Here is a 19,012-nt window from a genome sequence, read left to right as displayed (position 1 = left end):
AGGTCGGCTGCCCAGCGCAAACTCGCCGGATATTGGGTATATACTTGACGCCCTGATGATCAACCCTAAAGCGATACAGCATTCCGAATGGATGCCACTACTATCCGCCTGATCCTGATTGCTGTCGGCGTCATCTTGATCCTCGCCCTCTATCTCTGGGAGCGTCATCGCGAGCGTCAACTAGGGGCCTTCGATGATGACGATGCGGACGATAATGTCCTGTTCGACGGCGAGACCTTCGCCGACCATCTATCCCCCCCCCGCCGCGAACCCCGTATTGGACGTGCGCCTGAGACTGATGAAACATCCCAGCCTGCACCTGCCCAGCCGCAGCCGGCTAACCGCCAGCGCCCGGGCGCATCCCCCGAGGTCGCGCCGATGGAGACAACGGCATCGGCGGCCAGGCCCAAACCGAGTAAGCTGCGCCGCGAGCCCAGGGTCACGGAGCCGCTCCTCATCCAACTGAGCATCAGCGCGCGCCGTTATCCCTTTCGTGGCCCTGAGATCCTGGATATCGCCGCAAGCTGCGGGCTGTATCCGGGCGAGATGGACATCTTCCACTGCTTCGATGAATTCGATGACGAGACCCGCGTCTATTTCAGCATGGCCAACATGGTCAAGCCGGGCACCTTTCCCCTCGATGACATGGAATCCTTCTCGACCCCGGGGCTGGTGCTCTTTGCCCAACTCGAGGGCGATCCCGAAGATCTGACGATCTTCGAGGAGATGGTCGCCACCGCCCGCAAGCTGGCCATGACCCTCAATGGCGATGTCCTGGATGAAAACCGCAAACCGCTGACGGTCAATAAGGAGGAAGAGCTGCGTCAGGCGGTCCTGGCGCATGGGGAACGCTGGCTGCGGGTGAAACCGCGGTGACCCGCGACGAGGCCCTCCAGCGGATCGAGGCATTGCGCGCCGAGATCCGTTATCACGATCATCGCTATTATGTCCTTGACGATCCGGAGGTCACGGACGCTGAGTATGACCAGCTGATCGCTGAGCTCAAGGCCCTGGAATCGGCCTATCCCGATTTGGTGACTGCAGACTCGCCGACCCAGCGGGTCGGAGGTGAGCCGCGTCCTGAGCTTGCGACGGTGCGCCACAGCGTGCCGATGCTTTCGCTCGACAACGCCATGGATGACCTGGCGCTTGCCGAGTTCGATCGCCGCATCCGCGCCGCTTTCCCCGAGCTTGGGCCGGTGCCCTATACCGCTGAGCCCAAGCTCGACGGCTTGGCAGTGAGCCTGCGGTACGAACGAGGGACACTTACCTTGGCCGCCACTCGCGGCGATGGGACCTTGGGCGAGGATGTGACCCACAATGCGCGCACCATCCCTAGTGTCCTCCTGCGCTTGTTGGGGACCGATTGGCCGGAGGTCCTCGAGGTACGCGGCGAGGTCTATATGACGCGCTCAGGCTTTGAGCACCTCAATCGCGCGCTGGCCAGGCGCGGTGAGCGTACCTTCGCCAATCCGCGCAATGCCGCCGCCGGCAGCCTGCGCCAGCTCGATCCTCGAATCGTCGCCCAACGCCCGTTGCGTTTTTGTGCCTATGGCTGGGGCGAGCTGTCTGTTGATCCAGGTATCAGCCAGTTTGCCATGTTGCAGCGTCTGGCGGCCTGGGGCCTGCCGATCTCACCCGAGCTGCGGTTGGTTGAGGGCTTGGAGGGCTGTCGAGCCTATTTTGCCGAACTCGGCAGCCGACGCGAGGGTCTGGATTACGACATCGACGGGGTGGTCTTCAAGCTTGACCGGATCGATCTCCAGCAGGCGCTCGGCACCACCAGCCATCACCCGCGCTGGGCGATCGCGCGCAAGTTTCCCGCGCAAGAAGCCTTGACGGTGGTCGAAGCGATCGAGTTTCAGGTCGGGCGCACCGGGGCCATCACCCCGGTAGCCAATTTGCGACCAGTCCAGGTGGCTGGGGCGACGGTGTCGCGCGCCAGTCTCCATAACTTTGATGAGCTCAGGCGCAAGGATGTGCGGGTGGGGGATACGGTGATTGTGCGGCGGGCCGGCGAGGTCATCCCCGAGATCGTGCGTGTGCTCGCCGAACATCGCCCTCTAGGGTCCAAGCCGGTCGAGCCACCCACCCACTGCCCCGTCTGCGGCGCCGAGGTCCTAAGGCCCGAAGGCGAGGTCATCGCCCGCTGTAGCGCTGGCCTCTGGTGCCCCGCCCAACGCAAGGAGACCATCCGGCACTTTGCCTCGCGCCGCGCCCTGGACATCCAGGGGCTGGGTGAGAGGCTCATCGACCGCCTGGTCGATCTCGGTTGGGTGCGCGAACCTGCGGATCTCTATACCCTCCAGCAAGCACAGCTGGCTGAACTTGAGCGGATGGGCGATAAATCTGCAGCCAATCTCATCTCGGCCATTGAACGCAGTAAGGAGACAACCCTCGCGCGTTTGATCTATGCCCTCGGTATCCGCGAGGTCGGCGAGACCACGGCACGGCTCCTCGCCGAACGCTTTCCAGATCTCGAGGAGCTGATGGTTGCCGATGAAGAGAGCCTGATGCAGGTCGAGGGTATCGGTCCTGTGGTCGCCGCCCAGATCCGCGGGTTTATGGTTGAACCTCATAACCGGGCGGCGATCGCCCATCTCATCACTGCCGGCGTCCGCTGGCCTAGGCAAGGCCCATCGGTGGGATCCACATCCTTGCCCCTCGCCGGCAAGACCTTTGTCATCACCGGGACACTCAGCAAACCGCGCGAGCTGATCAAGGCACGGCTCGAGTCCCTCGGCGCGCGGGTGAGCGACGGCGTCTCGCGTCAGACCGATTATCTGATCGTCGGCGCCAACCCCGGCTCAAAGCTCGCCAAGGCCCAGGCACTTGGGGTAGCCGTCCTCGATGAAGCCGGGTTTGCATCCTTGATCGAGGACTTTATCTGACTTCTCTTAAAAAGTCCTCTCGCCTCATCCAACTGCCTACGCTGGGGGATCCGCAATGACCGAACTGACTAAAGAACAAGAGATCCTGATCGCCATGCGCAAAGCGCTGACCGCAATCATCCGCGATGTCACTCCACAGCCTGGTATGCGTCATCCATTCTCTGATGCGACCATCGAACAGGTGAGGACCTGTCTTGGGATGATCGCGGCACGCGAACGCGAGCTCGCCGAGGCCCAGGGATGCACCGCTGAACGTCCTTATTACGCCGACGAATCCCAGGAGGTCCAGCTCGTCGCCTTCGACACCCTCAAGCGACGGGCCAACTGAGGTAGTGGAATGACCCGCCGGTGCATTGACCGCAAGGTCACCGGCGATCTCTGCAGTCCCTCCGAGAACGGACTTGGAGCCGGCCCAGGGCAGCGGATCTTGGGGGGCATCGCGCGATTGTCTGGGGGAAGGAAGGCCAGTCATCGATGATGGCTGGCCGATCACCAGGGGTGGGGGGCATGGCGGGAAGCGCGCCATACCCGCTGGATTCGTCAGGGCAGTAAAGCCAGCTGCAGGCAGAGTTATTGTTGACCTTGCGCCTGTTGATCATCCGCTGGCTTGACCTGAACGATCTCCTGGTTGAACTTGATATCTGCGTTTTTCCCCATATCGTTCAGGCGCTCGCCAATCTTCTGACGTTTGACCAGATTGACAAGCTGCGGCTTGATCTCCTCGAATGCCGGAGGCTTGCCTTGCCGTGTCTCTTCCAGCTTGATGATGTGCCAGCCGAACTGGGTCTGGACCGGCTCTTTGGTATAGGTCCGGGGCTTGAGCTTGGTGAGGGCCTCACCGAAAGGCGCAACCATTTGCGCCGGATCGACCCAGCCCAGGTCGCCGCCATCCTTGCCCGTCGGCCCCTCCGAGTGCTTTTTGGCCAGGTCCTCGAATTTGGCGCCCTTGTCTAATTGTTTGATCAGGTTCTTGGCCTCGTTTTCCTCTTTGACCAAGATATGGCGCGCCTTATATTCGGTGCGACTCATCTTTTTCTGAAGCTGATCATAGGCATCCTTGAGCTCTTTGTCGCTGACCTCGATCTCATTGGCCATCGCGGTCAGGGCGGCATTGGCCAGGATCTGCATCCGCGCCAGTTCGAGAGCTGCAATCACCTCGCGGTTTTGCTCGAGCTTACGCCGCTCGGCCTCCTGTGAGGCGACCGCCAGGTTCATGAATTCCTCTACGAGTTGTTGCTGGACCTGGGGGTTATTTTGAGCCGAACGCCCTTGAAGACGGTCGATCAACAGGGCGCGGAAGACATCCAGGCGATAGGGTTTGCCATTGACCGTCGCGATCAGGGTCTCGGGTGAATCGGCGGTCTGTTGCTCTGCGGCCAGCGGGGCGCCGATGGCGACCAGGCTCAATAGAGCGAGGGCAAGGGGTCTTTTCTTCATGCGCTGATGACTCATGATATGGATTGAAATATCGGGTAGGGACCGATCCGCTTGGATGACGTGGTACACAGCCATTCTAGGGGAAGACCTGTTTGAACGGCTTGACGCTTAGGCTGGCATAGACACCTTCTGTCAGATAGGGATCGGCGGCAGCCCAGGCCTCGGCAGCGGCCAGATCGGGGAACTCAGCTACGATCAGCGAGCCGGTGAAACCGGCCTCGCCCGGGTCTGGACAATCGATCGCCGGATGCGGGCCGGCAAGGAGCAGGCGCCCCTCATCGCGCAAGACCGTAAGACGCGCTAGATGCGCAGGACGTGCCTGGAGACGCGCGGCGAGGCTATCTGGACGATCGACGGCGATGATGGCATAGAGCATTGCCTTAGGCTCCTCGGGGCTCATCTGGCAGATGACGTGCGAGATACACTGCCTGGGCGATGACGAAGGCGATGGTCAGCCCCATGAGCCCAAAGAGTTTGAAGTTGACCCAGATCGACTCGGCGCGCTGGGCCTGCTCGCATAGGGCAAGTGTCGATCCGGCATAATGGCTCAGGCAGCCTGCCAGATCGATGCCAGTAGTACCGGTTGCAGCGCGCAGCGCCTGATAAGCGGGATAAAAGCCGCTACCGATATAGACGACAAATAGGTTGAGCAACCCTAGGGCGAACCAAAAGACGCTCCATGCGGCATTGAGCCGGCACCAAACGGGGCGGGGGAGCGCGACCGCTTGGCCCATGAGTCGTTCAATCAATGGGCGCTCGCCGAGCCAATGGCTGGCGATGAAGGCGGCAGCGAGCAGCCAGTTGACCAGGGTGGGCTTCCACATCACAAAGATCGGGTCTTGCAAGGCGATGGTCAGGCTGCCGAAGACCAAGAGGATCACGAGTGTCGCCAACGGCAAGGGTTCGATGCGCCGCTCGTGCATCCAGGTCCAGACGCCTTGTGCGACCGCTACAGCAATCGCCGCTGCCGTTGCCCAGTAGATGCCGCTGAATTGATAGACGGCAAAAAACAACAGGACGGGCAGAAGGTCGCGGAGGAGTTTCACGGGCGTTCGGGATCTGATGGAATTACACCCAAGGATAAGGCCGGATGACCGCTCGGGTAAAGCAATCGCGCGAATCACCGGCCCTACTTGCCCGATCCACCAGTTTAAGTGGGTCTCGGGCTCAAACGGTTTGCTCAATATCCAGAGGGGGAAACGCGCTTGGATACAGTCGTCGCTTGGATCAAGACCCTAAACGGCCTCGTCTGGGGCCCGCCGATGCTGATCCTGATCCTCGGGGTCGGGTTCTTTTTGACCCTGGGCCTGCGCCTGATGCCGCTTTTTAAGCTTGGCTTTGGCTTCAAGATGCTGTGGCAGGGGCGCCGGGCGCAGGGAGCGGGGGATATCCCTCCCTATCAGGCACTGATGACGGTCCTGTCGGCCACCGTCGGTACCGGTAACATCGCTGGTGTGGCTACAGCCATCTTTCTTGGGGGACCAGGGGCGTTGTTTTGGATGTGGTGCACGGCCTTGGTCGGTATGGCGACCAAGTATGCCGAGGCGGTCTTGGCCATGCACTATCGCGAGACCGATCGCCGCGGCCAGCACCTCGGCGGGCCGATGTATTACATCAAGTTGGGGCTGGGGCAGCGCTGGGCCTGGATGGCGGCGGCCTTTGCCATCTTTGGGGTGTTGGCGGGTTTTGGCATCGGCAATACGGTCCAGGCCAATTCAGTGGCCCATGCGGTCCAGGAGACCTTCGGGGTCCCCGGATGGGCCACGGGTGCAGTGATGGCAGCGTTTGCTGCCTTGGTTTTACTGGGAGGGATCAAACGCATCGGCGAGGTCTCCTCGGCCTTGGTCCCCTTGATGGCCCTGATCTATGTCGGCGGTGGACTGGTGATCCTGGTCTTGAAGGCCGACCAGATCTTACCGGCCTTGCAACTGGTCTTTGTCCATGCCTTCAGCCCCATCGCGGCGACAGGTGGTTTTGCTGGGGCGACGGTCGCTGCAGCCATTCAGTACGGTGTGGCCCGCGGGGTCTTTTCCAACGAGGCCGGTCTGGGGAGTGCGCCGATCGCCCATGCCGCCGCCCAATCCAATGATCCGATCGCCCAGGGCGCCGTAGCCATGACCGGGACCTTCATCGATACTCTGGTGATCTGCACCGTCACCGGCCTGGTGATCCTGGTGACCGGTGTCTGGGACTCGGGCGCCACCGGTGCGGCCCTATCCTCGCAGGCCTTTGAGACCGCCCTGCCAGGGGTGGGTGCCTATATCGTCGCTGTGGGCCTGGTGCTCTTTGCCTATACGACCACCCTGGGTTGGAGTGTCTATGGCGAGCGCTGCGCCGAATATCTCTTTGGTGAGCGCGCCATCCTGCCGTTCCGGGTGCTTTGGGTCTTGGCCCTACCGGTGGGGGCGGTCGCCCAGCTCGACTTTATCTGGCTGGTCGCTGATACCCTGAATGCCTTGATGGCCCTGCCCAATCTCGTGGCCCTGTTGCTCCTAAGCCCGGTGGTCTTTCGCCTGAGCCGGGATTATTTCAACTCATCGGCGTCGAGTATCCGGGCGCCTTCCGACTGAGGGGGGCAGCAGGTGGAGGGTCGGCAGGCAGATGGACGGGTCTTCTGGGGTCGATCCCCGCGAGCAGAAAGATAAATGCCAGGACCTCGGCGACGGCGACATAGAGCTCGCGTGGGATCTCGGCGCCAAGCGGCACCTGGGCGAGCGCCTCGACGAGTACGGGGTCATTATGCAGGGGGATGTCATGTTCGGCAGCGATCTTGAGGATCTGTTCAGCGGTGAGCCCAGTGCCGATCGCTGTGACGCGGGGGGTATGCTCGCGGTCCCAGGCGAGGGCTACCGCTTTGGTGATGGGGCGGCGCTCGGGTGGGGTATTCATGCGCACTCGTTGAGCAGTGCCATCCGGCAGGGCGGGGCCGGTGGAGCAAACGCACGCTGGCCGGCATAGAGGGCAGCGATGGCGATGTCGCGCGCCTCCAGGCGTGCGCGCAGTTCATCGAGGTGACCGCGGATCAGCTCGGCGCCCGACGGATCTGCCGCTTGCAGACAACCGTTGAGCTGTGCGTTGCACCAGGTCAAACGGATATGCAAAGGCCCAAGGTGGGGTAGGTCCAAGCGCAATATGATGGTCCAGGACGCATCTTTTTGGTCTGGATGCAGTTGATCGCGCTGGATATCTGCCTCGAGCGCAAGCACCCCGCTGGGCGTCCTGAAAGGCAATTCCACGAGCCACTGGGTTTGTCCTGCCTGACTGTCGAGGGCGTGGAGCTGGCGAGTGATGACCTGTTTGATCATTGCCTCGACCTCGCGTTCGAGATGATCGAGACGCGTCTGGTCTTGGGTAAGGCGCTGTTGTTCAGTTCTCCGCTCATCCGTTCGGTTCGGATCCGCCGGCACCATATCCTCTGGGGGGGATTGGTCGGCCGTCTGGGAGTCATCGGTCAAGACTGGCTCATCGGCCGCGCGGCTGCTGGCGGGCGGCTTATCCTGGTCAGACAGGCCGTCTGCTTTAGCGAAGGTGGATGATCCCTCATCGCTGCTTGCAGATCCTTCCCGACCAGCAAGCAACTCGCGCGCGCCAGAATCACCGCGGACAGCCTGATCTGCACCTGTCTCCAAAGGCAATGGCTGCCCTTGCTGTGGCACAGACCCTTCGTCGCCGCCAGTGCCTGGATGAACGACGGACGGCATGTCCGCTGCACGCCCGCCTGCCGTCCGTAGCGACTGGGCCAAGGCGAGGAGCCGGGTCTTGAGGTCTGCTCGCAAAGCATCTGCCTGGGAGGGATCCCTCGCCGCCTGGACCAGGCGCGCCTCTAGCCACAGCCCCGAGCGTTCGATGGCGCGGGCCAAACGCTCTGGATGGGTCAGTTCTGCTGCCGTGGCTAATTGATTGAGCAGTTGGAGCAGTGTCTGTTGGACCTGAGTGACAAGCGTTGGGCGAGCGCCTGAATGATTAAGCAGAGAAGGGGTTGCGGCCTGTGGTTCAGCGTCGAGCCCATCGAGCCCGAGTTGGGCAGCCAAGCGCGCCAAGGTTGGGGCAAGCGGTTGGGCTGAAGGCCAGCACTGGCGAAACTGCTGATCCAGCCAGGTGCGCCCCTCAGTCAGGGGCGCCTGGCTCGGGGTGGGCAAGGTCTGGGGGGGAGGCGGGATGAGGCGCAGGCTCAATATCGGGCTGGTCGCGACCACCTCGGCACGCAGGGGGGTTGCCGGGCGAGCGCCGCTGGCATCTGGCATTGCCCCGATGATGCGCGCCTGGATGCCAGAGGTCCAGGTCTTGGATTCACCCGGGATACGCACCTGGATCTCTACCCACCCTTGATCGCGAGCCCGGATCGGCATGAGCTCGACCTGCATCCCGACCTGAAGCCGGCGGGTCAGGTTAAGGGCCTGGGTTGAGAGGCGGGCGTGGGTGACAACTGCGTTCGCGAGCTCCGTCGTCAGGTTGGGACCGCCCATGATTGTGCCCTCAGGCCTGATCCAGGGTACGTCCAGATTGACTACCGGCTACAGGGCGCCCGCGTGGATCATAGGTCGTCGTCTTGGCCTCTTCACCTAGCAGCAGGCTCAGGGCGAGTGCGATCCGACGTTGCTGACGTTCGACCAGCTGGCCTAGCTCACAATTGAGACGGGCGCAACTGCGGGTTTCATCGATGAGCGCTGTCCACTGCCCCAGCGCCAAACCGCTTGTGTCCTGGGACTGGATAAAATCGGCGATCCCGCCGGCGGTGAAGGAGAAACCGCTTGCCTCGACCGTCTGCCGCAGGCATGCGACCTGAGATTCGATCTCGGCTACCAGGCGCTGCTTGGCATCTAATTGACGCTGGAGGGCCTCAATATTTTTGGCCTCAACTGCCTGGATCTCGTCGCCCAGCAGCACCCCGAGCTGGCGCATACTCTCCTGCACCCGCTCCAAGGCAGCGAAGAAGCCCGCGGCGCTTGACTGCCCTGCAGCATTTGGGTTCACGCGAAGGACCTCTCAAACCCGAGGATGCGCTGCGCCAAATGCCAATTATCGATCTCATAGCGACCCTCGGCGATGGCGGTCCGAATCGCGGCGATACGCTGCTCATCGACAGGCATGTCTTGCGCCTCACCGCGCGTTGTACTCAGGGTCTTGGCCGCCGCGGTGAGTGTGACCGAATCTTCAGCGGTTGGCTTGGCACCGGCAGTGTCTGCCCCCGGCATCATCGAAGTCGAGCGTGCCTTGCCCGAGATCGTGGCTTCAGCGCACACACCGGTTCCGATAGGGAGTTTGATGTCCATAGGACTAGTCCGAAATCATTGGGATACGCCTTGGATATCGGCGTCTATCGCAAAAACTGTAGCGCCTGCTGCGCTCAGCGTACAGTGATCCTGACGACGTCGGCAGATTCGACATGGCCTTCGACGACACGCTTGGATGAGAGGTTGCGTACCCGGATGCGCTCACCGGCGCGCCCGTCTTCCAGGGCGACGCCCTTCATCTGGACGACGAGTCCAGGCCGGCTCACATAGAGTGTGACCTCTTGCCCGCGTTTGATGAGCACCGGCTGATCAAGATGGGCGGGGATGAGTACCTGTCCGGCAGACAAGCGCCGGCGGGCGCTCAGTCCAATGACCGACTGGGGGTCACTAAAATAGCCGCTGCTCAGGGAGGATACGGCTTGTCGCTCGATTCGGATGTCCCCTGGGCCGATCACCTGGTGGCGCTCGATGGGTCGGTCGAGCACCACCACCTGCCGATAACGCTCGATGCGTACGGGGATAAAAAGCGACCAGCTCACTGGCCCCGCGCAGCGGATTTGGACGGTCGTCTGGCCCTCGCGCCGCGCGCCCGGTGCCAGTTGGGCGGTCGGCGGCTGGGCACACCGGGTTAACTGCAAGCGGTTGTCCAATTGCCCGACCTCGATCTCGATCTCGCCGTCCAGATCGTCGGCAAGCGCAGCGGCAAAGACGCGCGCTGTCTCGCGGATGCGCGCAATGGATTCGGTTTCTGGGTCTGGTTCAGCTTGGACCGCAGCGGCGATCGCTAATAAGGGCACGAGCATGCAGCGGAGGGTTCGCTCTGGTTCAGACAGGATGAAAGGCATGAAGGGCTCCTGCTCAGCCAAGTTCCCAGTTGAATTAGGTAAGCATGAAATAGGCCGCTTGGATCTTAAGCGGGCCGTTGCTCCCGGTCGCCCGCAGCGATGGGCGGCTGTTACACTGTCCCCTCAGAGGGCCCATCAGGGGGCATTAAGGGGTGCTTTCACATGGTTCAATTCATCTCAGATGTCGATCAACGTACCCGGCTAGCGGGGCAAAACCGCATGGAGCTGTTGCTCTTTTATCTGGGGACCCCGCAACTTTTTGGGATCAATGTCTTTAAGGTCCGCGAGGTGATCGCCAAACCGACCCTCAGCCATCTGCCGGGCTCGAGCCCGCTGGTGTGCGGCATCGCTACCATCCGCGGGCGCACCGTCTCGGTGATCGATTTGGCGCGCGCCATCGGCTTTGCCCCCATGCCTGTGGATCAGAACAATGATGCCAAGGTGATCGTCGCCGAGTTCAATCGTGCCGTCCAGGGATTTTGGGTCTCTGCGGTCGAACGCATCGTCGATGTCAATTGGGAGCAGGTCAAACCGCCGCCGCGTGGAACCGACCGCGAGAGCTATCTAGTGGCAGTGACCGAGGTCAATGGCCAGCTTGTCGAGATCATCGATGTCGAGCGGGTCTTTGCCCAGATCAATCACCTCGATACCCATGTCGCCCCCGAGGTGCAGGCCGAGGCCAAGGTCATACCGCATGACCGGCGCATCCTGGTGGTCGATGATTCACTGGTCGCACGCAAGAAGATCGAACGCACAATCGCCGAACTCGGTTTCCGCACCGAAAGCCGTTCCGACGGCAAGGCAGCGCTCGACTACCTCGAAGAATTGGCGGCGGCTGACATGGTCGATCAGTCAATCGAGCTCATTATCTCGGACATCGAGATGCCGCGTATGGATGGTTATACCCTCTCCCGCAAGATCCGCGAGCATCCCAAACTCAAACATTTGCGCATCATCCTTCATTCATCCCTCAGCGGCCAATTCAATGTCGATATGGTCCGGCGGGTCGGCGCCGATGATTTTCTTGCCAAGTTTGATCCGACCGAACTGGGGATGGCTGTCCTTAAGTATGCACGGCATGATACGAGGTGAGTCCTTGTGATCGACGCCCAGGATTACGCTGAGTTCGCCCGGTTTTTGGCCGACTGTTGCGGCCTGGTGCTCGGCGAGAACCGCCAGTATCTTGTTGCCAGCCGCTTGTCACGCTTGCTCGATGAGCTCGGTTACAAGCGAGTCGAGGAACTGTTGCGTGCCCTGCGTCAATCGAATGACCCCAAGCTGAGGGCACGGGTCATCGATGCCATGATGACCAACGAAACCTCCTGGTTTCGCGATGGCTATCCCTTTGAGATCTTGCGTCAGGTGGTCCTGCCTGAGTTGGAAAAACGCAAGAAACCGATCCGCATCTGGTCGGCGGCCTGCTCCAGCGGTCAGGAACCCTATAGCATCGCCATGACCGTCGCCGAATGGGAGGCGAGCCTGCCGCCCAAGATTGCTACCGTCAGTATCCTGGCGACTGACCTCTCTGAAAGTGTGCTCGCCGAGGCACGCGCCGGGATCTATGACGACCTGAGCATTGTCCGAGGCCTGAGCCCAGAACGCCTCCAACGCTATTTCGACAAGATCGACAAGGGATACCGCATCAAGCCCGACATCCAGCGGCGGGTGCGTTTCCAAAAGTTCAACCTGCTTGAGTCCTATACGGCGCTAGGCCGGTTTGAAGTCATCTTTTGCCGCAATGTCCTCATCTATTTCTCGGCCCAAACCAAGCGTCAAATACTCGACGGCATGGCCCGCCAGATGGACTCTGGCGGTTATCTCTTCGTCGGCGCATCGGAGGCGGTAACCGCCTATACCGACGCCTTTGAATTGTTTCGTACCCCCTACGGCAGCGTGATGCGCCGCCGCTGAAGCATCCTGATCTGTCGTTCCGACGCAAGCCGGTATCCAGCCCTATGCCCTTCTAGGGCAGGACCTCAGGCCAGAAGGTTTGGCGGGCCCGCTGGTTTTGCGGCCCATCGCAAACGCGCCTGGCATCAGGCGAGATGACCCAACCCTCTCTCGAGCCAGCAGGGTCCAAGAATCGCCAGAGCAGGCGGCGGTATAGATGCTGGGCCAAGGGCTTGCCGCATGCCATTCCTTGGGGCTAGCTGGCGATCCTCTACGCCAGCCCCCACCATTGGCATTCTGTTTGCATTGGGTTAGGCAAAATCCCGTCAGGATGTCCATGTCATGAGTAGTCTATCGCTCGATAAGGCCTTTGGGGTCTTGCCCTCTGCGGTCTTGATCAAGGCCCGTCGCGCCGAGCTCCTGGCCTCGAATCTCGCCAATATCGATACGCCCAATTACAAGGCGCGCGACTTTCATTTCACCAGGGTTTTGGCCGAGGCTGAGGATCTGATCAATCGCATGGAACTGACCACCACCGACCCTAGCCATCTGACCAACAAGCCAGATAAGGAGAAGGCGCTCAAACCGGAGTTGCTCTATCGCATCCCCGCGCAACCCTCGCTGGATGGAAATACCGTCGATCCGCAATTGGAGCGCGCGGCGTTTGCCGAAAACACCATGCATTATCAAAGCACGCTCGAGTTCCTCGACCGGCGGGTGGGTAGTTTACGCGCTGCCTTGAGAAAGGAGTAAAGCATGACCGATCTCTTTCGCATCTTTAATACCTCGGCCTCGGCGTTGACGGCCCAGTCAGTGCGGCTGAATACAGTCGCATCGAATCTGGCCAATGCCGCTACCGCAGCGCCGACTCCCGAAAAGACCTATCGTTCCAAACAGGTTTTGTTTCAGACCGTTTTTGATCAAGAAGACCCGACTAATGTGGCCATGCCGGTGCGGGTGGCCGGGATCGTCAATGGTAAGGACGAGCCGATCCCGACCTATGAACCCAATCATCCCCAGGCCAATGCCGAGGGCTATGTCTATCGCCCGGCGATCAATGTGGTCGAGGAGATGGCCAATATGATATCGGCGGCGCGTAGTTATGAGGCCAACGTCGAGGTCATCACCACTACCCGCGCCCTGTTACAAAAGACCTTACAGGTCGGCAAAGCTTGATGATCGAGGATAGAGCCATCATGACCGAATTGAGCAGCGATTATTTAAAGAGCCTGGGCCTGACTGCCTATGGCTCAGGATCAACCACTGGATCGACCAAAAAAAGCGACGAGCTGGGTCAAGAGGACTTCCTCAAATTGATGATCACCCAACTGACCTATCAGGATCCAACCAATCCGGTCAAAAATGAAGATTTCGTCGCCCAGATGGCCCAGTTTTCAGCCGTCACTGGTATCCAGGAATTGAAGAGCTCATTTGAGTCGTTATCTCAGACCATGTTACAGGGTCAAGCGCTCAACGCCGCAACCCTGGTCGGCAAAAAGGTTTTGGTGCCGGCGAGCAAGATCGAGCTGGGCGAGGGGCAAGGAGTGAGCGGTGCGATCGATCTTAAAGATTCAGCCAATCGGGTGAAGATCGAGATCTATGACGCGAACGGTCAATTGGTCCAAACCCTCGATCTAGGCTCATTGAACGCTGGCATCCAGGACTTTACCTGGGATGGCAAGCTGGCCAATGGGTCAACTGCGCCGGCGGGGATCTATGAATTCAAGGTCAGCGCCCAGGTCAATGGCAAGACTCAGGCGCTTTCGGCCAATCTCTATGGTCAGGTCAGAAGCGTCTCGGCTGAAAGTTCAGCGACGGGTCTCATGCTGGATGTCCAGGGGATCGGCAGCGTCAGTTTCTCCGATGTCCTGCGGGTGAGCGGCTAAAAGCAATATCAGTTGAGGAGAGATCGTCATGCCATTTCGTATCGGTTTAAGTGGGCTTCAGGCAGCAGCGGCAGACCTCGAGGTCACGGGTAACAATATCGCCAATGTCGCGACGGTGGGTTTTAAGGAGTCGCGGGCTGAGTTTGCTAATGTCTATTCCGAGGCATACGCCTATATCAATAAGATCTCGATCGGTTCTGGGGTGCGTTTGGCGGCAGTGACCCAACAGTTCTCCCAGGGTAACCTAGAATATACGCAAAACGCTCTGGATCTAGGGATCAATGGTCAAGGATTCTTCGTGGTCGAGGATGCCGATGGGTTGTTTTATACCCGCAACGGCGCTTTTCAGGTCGATCGCAATGGTTATGTCGTGAATAGTCAGGGTCAGCGCTTGCAGGTTTTTCCTCCCAATATTGGTAATGTGGGAGTCATTGAGACGACCTTTAATACCGGGCGGCTGGAGGATATCCAATTAGATTTCGGTGACATCTCGCCTAAGGGTACAACCCAGGTCAATGCCCAGATCAATCTAAGGTCCGATGCAACACAGCCCATCGATCAAAACGGTGAGGTGATCGAGTTCAACATGAACAATCCCGATAGCTATAACTACTCCACCTCAGTGACCGTCTATGACTCATTGGGCACACCGCGCGTTTTGACCCTGTATTTCGTAAAAGGGGAGGAGCCGCTGAATTGGACGGCTTATGCAAGCCTCGACGGCAGCGAACCGATCCAATTCGACATGACGTTCGATTCAAACGGAAATCTGTCCTCGACAGGTCTCGTTGAGCTCACATTTGATATGACTGCCATTGATCCGAACAATGGCGCAACCATTGGTCCGATCGATCCAAATGCCAACCCGCCAGTAGGGACCAATGTGGTTACCCTAAATATCAGCAGCATGACCCAATACGGTACCCAGTACTCGGTGAGTGACCTCACCCAGGATGGCTATACGACCGGGCGCCTAAGCAACTTCGATGTCGATCAAAATGGCATCGTTTATGCGCGCTACACCAATGGTCAATCGCAGATCCTAGGCCAAGTAGCGTTGGCCAACTTCAAAAACCCGCAAGGTCTTTTACAGGTCGGGGATAACAATTGGGCGGCCACGCTCGCAGCCGGCGACCCAGTCTATAACGCGCCTGGGCACAGCAGCCTCGGATTGATCCAATCAGGGGCGCTCGAGGCGTCCAATGTGGACCTGACCGAGGAACTGGTGAATCTCATCACCGCCCAGCGCAACTTCCAGGCCAATGCCCAGACCATCTCGACGGCGGATCAGATCACCCAGACCATCATCAACCTGCGTTGATTGAATAGTGAGGCGAGACCATGGACCGCGTCCTCTATCTTGCGATGTCCGGTGCCAAGGAGACGGACCTGGCGCAGTCGATCAATAACCACAACCTGGCCAATGCCACGACCCCGGGCTTTCGCCAGGCGCTTGCCGATGCCTATACCGCACCAGTGCGCGGGCCGGTCTATGACTCACGCGACTATGTGCAGGTGGGCAATGAGGCGATCGACTTCAGCTATGGCACCCTGCAAAGCACCGGGCGCGAGCTCGATGTTGCAGTTCAGGGGCCGGGGTTCTTTGTCGTCCAGGCTGCGGACGGCGGTGAGGCCTATACCCGCAACGGCAATTTCCATGTCGATGCCACAGGTATCTTGCGCAATGACCGCGGGCAGGCGGTACTCGGTGACGGCGGACCTATCACCATCCCCGCTTACGAGACGCTATCGATCGGCAGCGACGGAACCATCAGCATCCGCCCGCCGGGTTCGCCGGCCAATGCCTTGGTCGCGGTCGGACGGCTGCGTCTGGTCAATCCGGATACCAAGAACCTCAAACGTACGGACGATGGCCTGATCCGCACTAAAGACGGCACAGCAGTTGCAGCGGATGCGAATGTGCAGGTCATCAATGGGATGCTGGAGACGAGCAACGTCAACCCGGTGATGGCCTTGACCCAGATGATCGAGCTGTCGCGCGCGTTTGAGACGCACATCAAGATGATGGAGACCGCCAACAAGCTCGAACAGACCCACAACCGCCTGCTGGCGACGAGTTGATCCTAGAGAAACCAGGAGTCGTGTATGAATCGCGCACTTTGGGTCGCCAAGACCGGCCTCGATGCCCAACAGACCCGCATGGCGGTGGTCTCGAACAACCTAGCCAATGTCAACACCACAGGCTTCAAAAAGGGCCGTGCGGTGTTCGAGGACCTGATCTATCAGACCATCCGCCAGCCGGGCGCGCTCAATACCCAGGAGCTGCAATTACCGAGTGGCCTAACCCTGGGCACTGGCGTGCGCACGATCGCGACCGAAAAGCTCTTCGAGCAGGGTAATCTGATCCAGACCCAAAACGCCTTCGATCTGGCAATCGAGGGTCAGGGGTTTTTCCAGATCCTGCTGCCGACCGGCGAGATCGCCTATACCCGCGATGGCAGCTTCCAGATCAATGCCGATGGCCAGGTCGTGATGTCCAATGGCTATGCCCTACAGCCGGCGATCACGGTGCCCGAGAATGCCCTCACCATCACCGTCGGGCGCGATGGGGTGGTCTCGGCGCAGCTCCCAAACGAGGCCGCACCGGTGCAGCTCGGTCAGATCCAGCTCGCCGACTTCATCAATCCAGGTGGGTTACAGCCGATCGGCGAGAACCTGTTCATCGAGACCGCCGCCTCCGGTGCCCCGCAGCAAGGCAATCCTGGTGAGAATAGCCTCGGCAAGCTGACGCAGGGCGCCTTGGAGAGCAGCAATGTCAACATGGCCGAGGAGTTGGTCAATATGATCGAGACCCAGCGCGCCTATGAGGTCAACTCCAAGGCGATCGCTGCCGTCGATGGGATGTTGCAATTCGTCAATAACAACCTGGCGCGGTGAGGATGAACGAAGATGAACAGCGCGCGTGTGTTGATCTTATTGTCTGCGACATTGCTCGGCGGCTGCGCGAGCCTCAATCCGCCCAAACCAGGCGATACACCGGCTTATCGCGCCGCCGCCCCCCTGGAGCCGCGCCCAGCTGCGGCCAACAACGGCGCCATCTATCAGCCGGCGGTAGGCATGAACCTATTCGAGGACCAAAAGGCCAGGCGGGTGGGGGATCTGATCACGGTGATCCTGTCAGAAAAGACCGATGCCAAGAAGTCCTCCTCGACCTCGACCAAGAAGGACGCAAGCGACGAGGCCAATCTCGGCAATGTCACTCTGCTCGGCAAGACCCTGTTATCCGACAGCAATGCCAAGCTGCTTGGGATATCCAGTGCGAGTAAACGCGCCTTCGATGGCGCGGGCGATTCGAGTCAAAGCAATCAATTTAGCGGCCAGATCACGGTGACCGTGGCTGAGATCCTGCCCAATGGCAACCTCGTCATCCAAGGCGAGAAGTGGCTCGGGATCAATCAGGGCAATGAATACGTCCGGCTGCGTGGGATCGTGCGTCCGGCAGACATCACGACCACCAATACGATCAAATCGACCCAGATCGCCAATGCCGAGATCTATTATGGCGGGACGGGGATGCTCAATGACAGCAATACCGCGGGCTGGTTGACCCGGTTCTTCAACAGCCCGATCTGGCCGATCTGAGCCAATGAGGCGGAGACAACCCTAGTATTACAAGCTGTGCGTGATAGTGGATAATTTTCCACATGGAAAGCGCGATGATGGGCACAGGCAAGGCGGCGAAGCGGCTTGGCGTCTTGGTCAAGACCTTGCAACGCTGGGAGCGCGAAGGGGGTTTGATCCTGGTGGCGCGAACAGTCGCGAGGCACAAATCCGCGAGTTGATTGGCTTGCGCAGTAAGGTATCAGAGCCAATGCGGATTGATGCCTACTGTCGCGTATCCAGTGCTGCGCAGAAGCCAGACCTCGCCGACCAGCGCAAGGTGTTGGAAGAGTTTGATGTGGCGAAAGGCTTGTCGAATGTCGAGTTCGTTGAGGAAATCGGCGGCGGCCTGAACTTTAAGCGCAAGTTTGCGTACTGCGGATCGCAGGTTCGTCGCCATTCAGGTTGAAGTGGTCGATGCTGCGTTCTATCGCAGGCGCATGAAACGACTGGTGTTGACCTGGGCGTTGAGGCGGCGGCCAGGCTTTCCAATGGCGAGTCTGTTGAATCTCCTCTGCGCTTCGTTGTCTCAGGATTCGAGGCAGACGCCTTTCTTGCAAGGTTGAGGCGGCCAAGGTCGGGGCTGGGTTTGCGCCAAGTGCCAGACTGCCAAAAGGCACAAGGCTTCCGATCTTGAAGAATCGAAGGAAATCCTCTGCGATGTTGGCAAGGCTGCACAATGTCCGAGCGGACTTCACACATAAGCTCACGACCCGGCTCTGCCGCGAAAACCAAGGGGTGGTGATTGAGGATTTGAACGTCAAGGGCATGCTGGCGAACGAACGGCTTGCCCGCGCCATCAGCGACCTGGGCTTTGGCATGTTCTGCTTGCAGATGGAATACAAGGGGAAATGCTACGGCGTCTGGTTGGTTTTAGCTGATCGCTGGGATCCGAGCAGCCGCCTGTGTTCGGTCTGTGGTTGGGAGAATGAGATGTTGGCGTTGAAGGATCGGGAATGGACGTGTCCTCAATGCGGCACGCGCCATGATCGGGACATCAATGCCGCGCTCAATCTCAAACGGCTGGCAACCGCAACTGCCCTACCCGTGGCGAGTCCGTCCGGTAACGGCGGCGCTACAGCAGAGAGGGTCTCTGCCGCAGTCGGGAAAGTCACGCCTGTCAGAGACGAATGCGCTCCGCATTCGGGGCAGGAAGAGCACAGTGCGCCTGTTTGCGCACTTTACTTGACTTGAGAGCAGGTATCTCA

General features: G+C 59.9%; 23 protein-coding genes. 15 read left to right on the top strand and 8 right to left on the bottom strand.

Translation table 11 applies throughout. The annotated features are described in order from the left end of the window. The first annotated feature begins 87 nt into the window (after positions 1-87). The 3 genes from zipA to GWK36_RS08345 are packed head-to-tail and all read left to right on the top strand — an operon-like array spanning position 88 to position 3,219. Positions 88-876: a cell division protein ZipA gene (gene zipA, locus GWK36_RS08355; protein ID WP_166270758.1), complete on the top strand. Its 789-nt coding sequence runs from the start codon at positions 88-90 to the stop codon at positions 874-876. Beyond that, entirely contained in the window at positions 873-2,891 is a 2,019-nt protein-coding gene (ligA, locus tag GWK36_RS08350) for an NAD-dependent DNA ligase LigA (RefSeq protein WP_166270757.1), read from the top strand. Before zipA ends, ligA begins: the two co-directional genes overlap by 4 nt. Before the next feature lie 55 nt (positions 2,892-2,946). Then, complete coding sequence (locus GWK36_RS08345; protein ID WP_166270756.1) at positions 2,947-3,219, top strand: segregation and condensation protein A; 273 nt, start codon at positions 2,947-2,949, stop codon at positions 3,217-3,219. 242 nt (positions 3,220-3,461) lie between these two features. Here GWK36_RS08345 and GWK36_RS15680 read toward each other — a convergent pair whose 3' ends face one another. The 3 genes from GWK36_RS15680 to GWK36_RS08330 form a co-directional block, all read right to left on the bottom strand. Further along, the gene (locus GWK36_RS15680; protein WP_166270755.1) at positions 3,462-4,328 is read right to left on the bottom strand and encodes a peptidylprolyl isomerase; all 867 of its coding nucleotides are present in this window, start codon (positions 4,326-4,328) and stop codon (positions 3,462-3,464) included. Between the two features lie 76 nt (positions 4,329-4,404). Further along, positions 4,405-4,704, bottom strand: a complete 300-nt coding sequence (locus GWK36_RS08335; protein ID WP_166270754.1) for a YciI family protein — start codon at positions 4,702-4,704, stop codon at positions 4,405-4,407. A gap of 4 nt (positions 4,705-4,708) precedes the next feature. After that, positions 4,709-5,374, bottom strand: coding sequence for an inner membrane-spanning protein YciB (locus GWK36_RS08330; RefSeq protein ID WP_166270753.1), 666 nt, complete (start codon positions 5,372-5,374; stop codon positions 4,709-4,711). A 159-nt stretch (positions 5,375-5,533) separates the two neighbouring features. Between GWK36_RS08330 and GWK36_RS08325 the strand changes: the two genes are divergently transcribed. After that, positions 5,534-6,898, top strand: coding sequence for an alanine/glycine:cation symporter family protein (locus tag GWK36_RS08325; protein WP_166270752.1), 1,365 nt, complete (start codon positions 5,534-5,536; stop codon positions 6,896-6,898). On the opposite strand, the gene GWK36_RS08320 is transcribed toward GWK36_RS08325, so the two are convergent. The 5 genes from GWK36_RS08320 to flgA form a co-directional block, all read right to left on the bottom strand. After that, positions 6,858-7,217: an EscU/YscU/HrcU family type III secretion system export apparatus switch protein gene (locus tag GWK36_RS08320; protein ID WP_166270751.1), complete on the bottom strand. Its 360-nt coding sequence runs from the start codon at positions 7,215-7,217 to the stop codon at positions 6,858-6,860. The two genes, GWK36_RS08325 and GWK36_RS08320, sit on opposite strands and share 41 nt — an antisense overlap. Then, on the bottom strand, positions 7,214-8,794 hold the full coding sequence (locus tag GWK36_RS08315) for a flagellar hook-length control protein FliK (RefSeq protein ID WP_166270750.1): 1,581 nt from the start codon (positions 8,792-8,794) through the stop codon (positions 7,214-7,216). The genes GWK36_RS08320 and GWK36_RS08315 overlap by 4 nt, the downstream gene beginning before the upstream one ends. A gap of 10 nt (positions 8,795-8,804) precedes the next feature. Continuing rightward, positions 8,805-9,302 carry a flagella synthesis protein FlgN gene (locus GWK36_RS08310; RefSeq protein WP_166270749.1) on the bottom strand — a complete coding sequence of 166 codons (498 nt, stop codon included), beginning with the start codon at positions 9,300-9,302 and terminating at the stop codon, positions 8,805-8,807. Then, positions 9,299-9,601, bottom strand: coding sequence for a flagellar biosynthesis anti-sigma factor FlgM (gene flgM / locus GWK36_RS08305; RefSeq protein ID WP_166270748.1), 303 nt, complete (start codon positions 9,599-9,601; stop codon positions 9,299-9,301). Before flgM ends, GWK36_RS08310 begins: the two co-directional genes overlap by 4 nt. A gap of 74 nt (positions 9,602-9,675) precedes the next feature. Further along, positions 9,676-10,407, bottom strand: a complete 732-nt coding sequence (gene flgA / locus GWK36_RS08300) for a flagellar basal body P-ring formation chaperone FlgA (protein ID WP_166270747.1) — start codon at positions 10,405-10,407, stop codon at positions 9,676-9,678. 162 nt (positions 10,408-10,569) lie between these two features. Between flgA and GWK36_RS08295 the strand changes: the two genes are divergently transcribed. The 11 genes from GWK36_RS08295 (at position 10,570) to GWK36_RS14970 (ending at position 18,998) form a co-directional block, all read left to right on the top strand. Then, positions 10,570-11,499 (top strand): chemotaxis protein, encoded by a 930-nt coding sequence (locus GWK36_RS08295; protein WP_166270746.1) that lies wholly within the window; start codon positions 10,570-10,572, stop codon positions 11,497-11,499. Between the two features lie 6 nt (positions 11,500-11,505). After that, entirely contained in the window at positions 11,506-12,318 is an 813-nt protein-coding gene (locus tag GWK36_RS08290) for a CheR family methyltransferase (RefSeq protein WP_166270745.1), read from the top strand. A gap of 321 nt (positions 12,319-12,639) precedes the next feature. Further along, entirely contained in the window at positions 12,640-13,050 is a 411-nt protein-coding gene (flgB, locus tag GWK36_RS08285; protein WP_166270744.1) for a flagellar basal body rod protein FlgB, read from the top strand. Between the two features lie 3 nt (positions 13,051-13,053). After that, complete coding sequence (gene flgC, locus GWK36_RS08280; RefSeq protein ID WP_166270743.1) at positions 13,054-13,473, top strand: flagellar basal body rod protein FlgC; 420 nt, start codon at positions 13,054-13,056, stop codon at positions 13,471-13,473. Positions 13,474-13,493: 20 nt separating this feature from the next. Further along, on the top strand, positions 13,494-14,183 hold the full coding sequence (locus GWK36_RS08275; protein WP_166270742.1) for a flagellar hook assembly protein FlgD: 690 nt from the start codon (positions 13,494-13,496) through the stop codon (positions 14,181-14,183). Between the two features lie 28 nt (positions 14,184-14,211). Beyond that, on the top strand, positions 14,212-15,504 hold the full coding sequence (flgE, locus tag GWK36_RS08270; RefSeq protein WP_166270741.1) for a flagellar hook protein FlgE: 1,293 nt from the start codon (positions 14,212-14,214) through the stop codon (positions 15,502-15,504). Between the two features lie 20 nt (positions 15,505-15,524). After that, a complete protein-coding gene (gene flgF, locus GWK36_RS08265; protein ID WP_166270740.1) occupies positions 15,525-16,265 on the top strand; it encodes a flagellar basal-body rod protein FlgF in 741 nt (246 codons plus the stop codon). A gap of 24 nt (positions 16,266-16,289) precedes the next feature. Beyond that, positions 16,290-17,081: a flagellar basal-body rod protein FlgG gene (flgG, locus tag GWK36_RS08260; protein ID WP_166270739.1), complete on the top strand. Its 792-nt coding sequence runs from the start codon at positions 16,290-16,292 to the stop codon at positions 17,079-17,081. A gap of 12 nt (positions 17,082-17,093) precedes the next feature. Beyond that, positions 17,094-17,786: a flagellar basal body L-ring protein FlgH gene (flgH, locus tag GWK36_RS08255; RefSeq protein ID WP_166270738.1), complete on the top strand. Its 693-nt coding sequence runs from the start codon at positions 17,094-17,096 to the stop codon at positions 17,784-17,786. A 46-nt stretch (positions 17,787-17,832) separates the two neighbouring features. Then, positions 17,833-18,213, top strand: coding sequence for a recombinase family protein (locus GWK36_RS15400; protein ID WP_246237493.1), 381 nt, complete (start codon positions 17,833-17,835; stop codon positions 18,211-18,213). Positions 18,214-18,464: 251 nt separating this feature from the next. Beyond that, complete coding sequence (locus GWK36_RS14970; protein ID WP_210756733.1) at positions 18,465-18,998, top strand: RNA-guided endonuclease InsQ/TnpB family protein; 534 nt, start codon at positions 18,465-18,467, stop codon at positions 18,996-18,998. The last annotated feature ends 14 nt before the right edge of the window (positions 18,999-19,012 follow it).

The organism is Caldichromatium japonicum (genome assembly GCF_011290485.1).
GTDB classification, from domain to species: domain Bacteria; phylum Pseudomonadota; class Gammaproteobacteria; order Chromatiales; family Chromatiaceae; genus Thermochromatium; species Thermochromatium japonicum.
The sequence above is the reverse complement of the archived record's forward strand: the minus strand, read 5'-3'. Positions and strand labels throughout refer to the sequence as shown.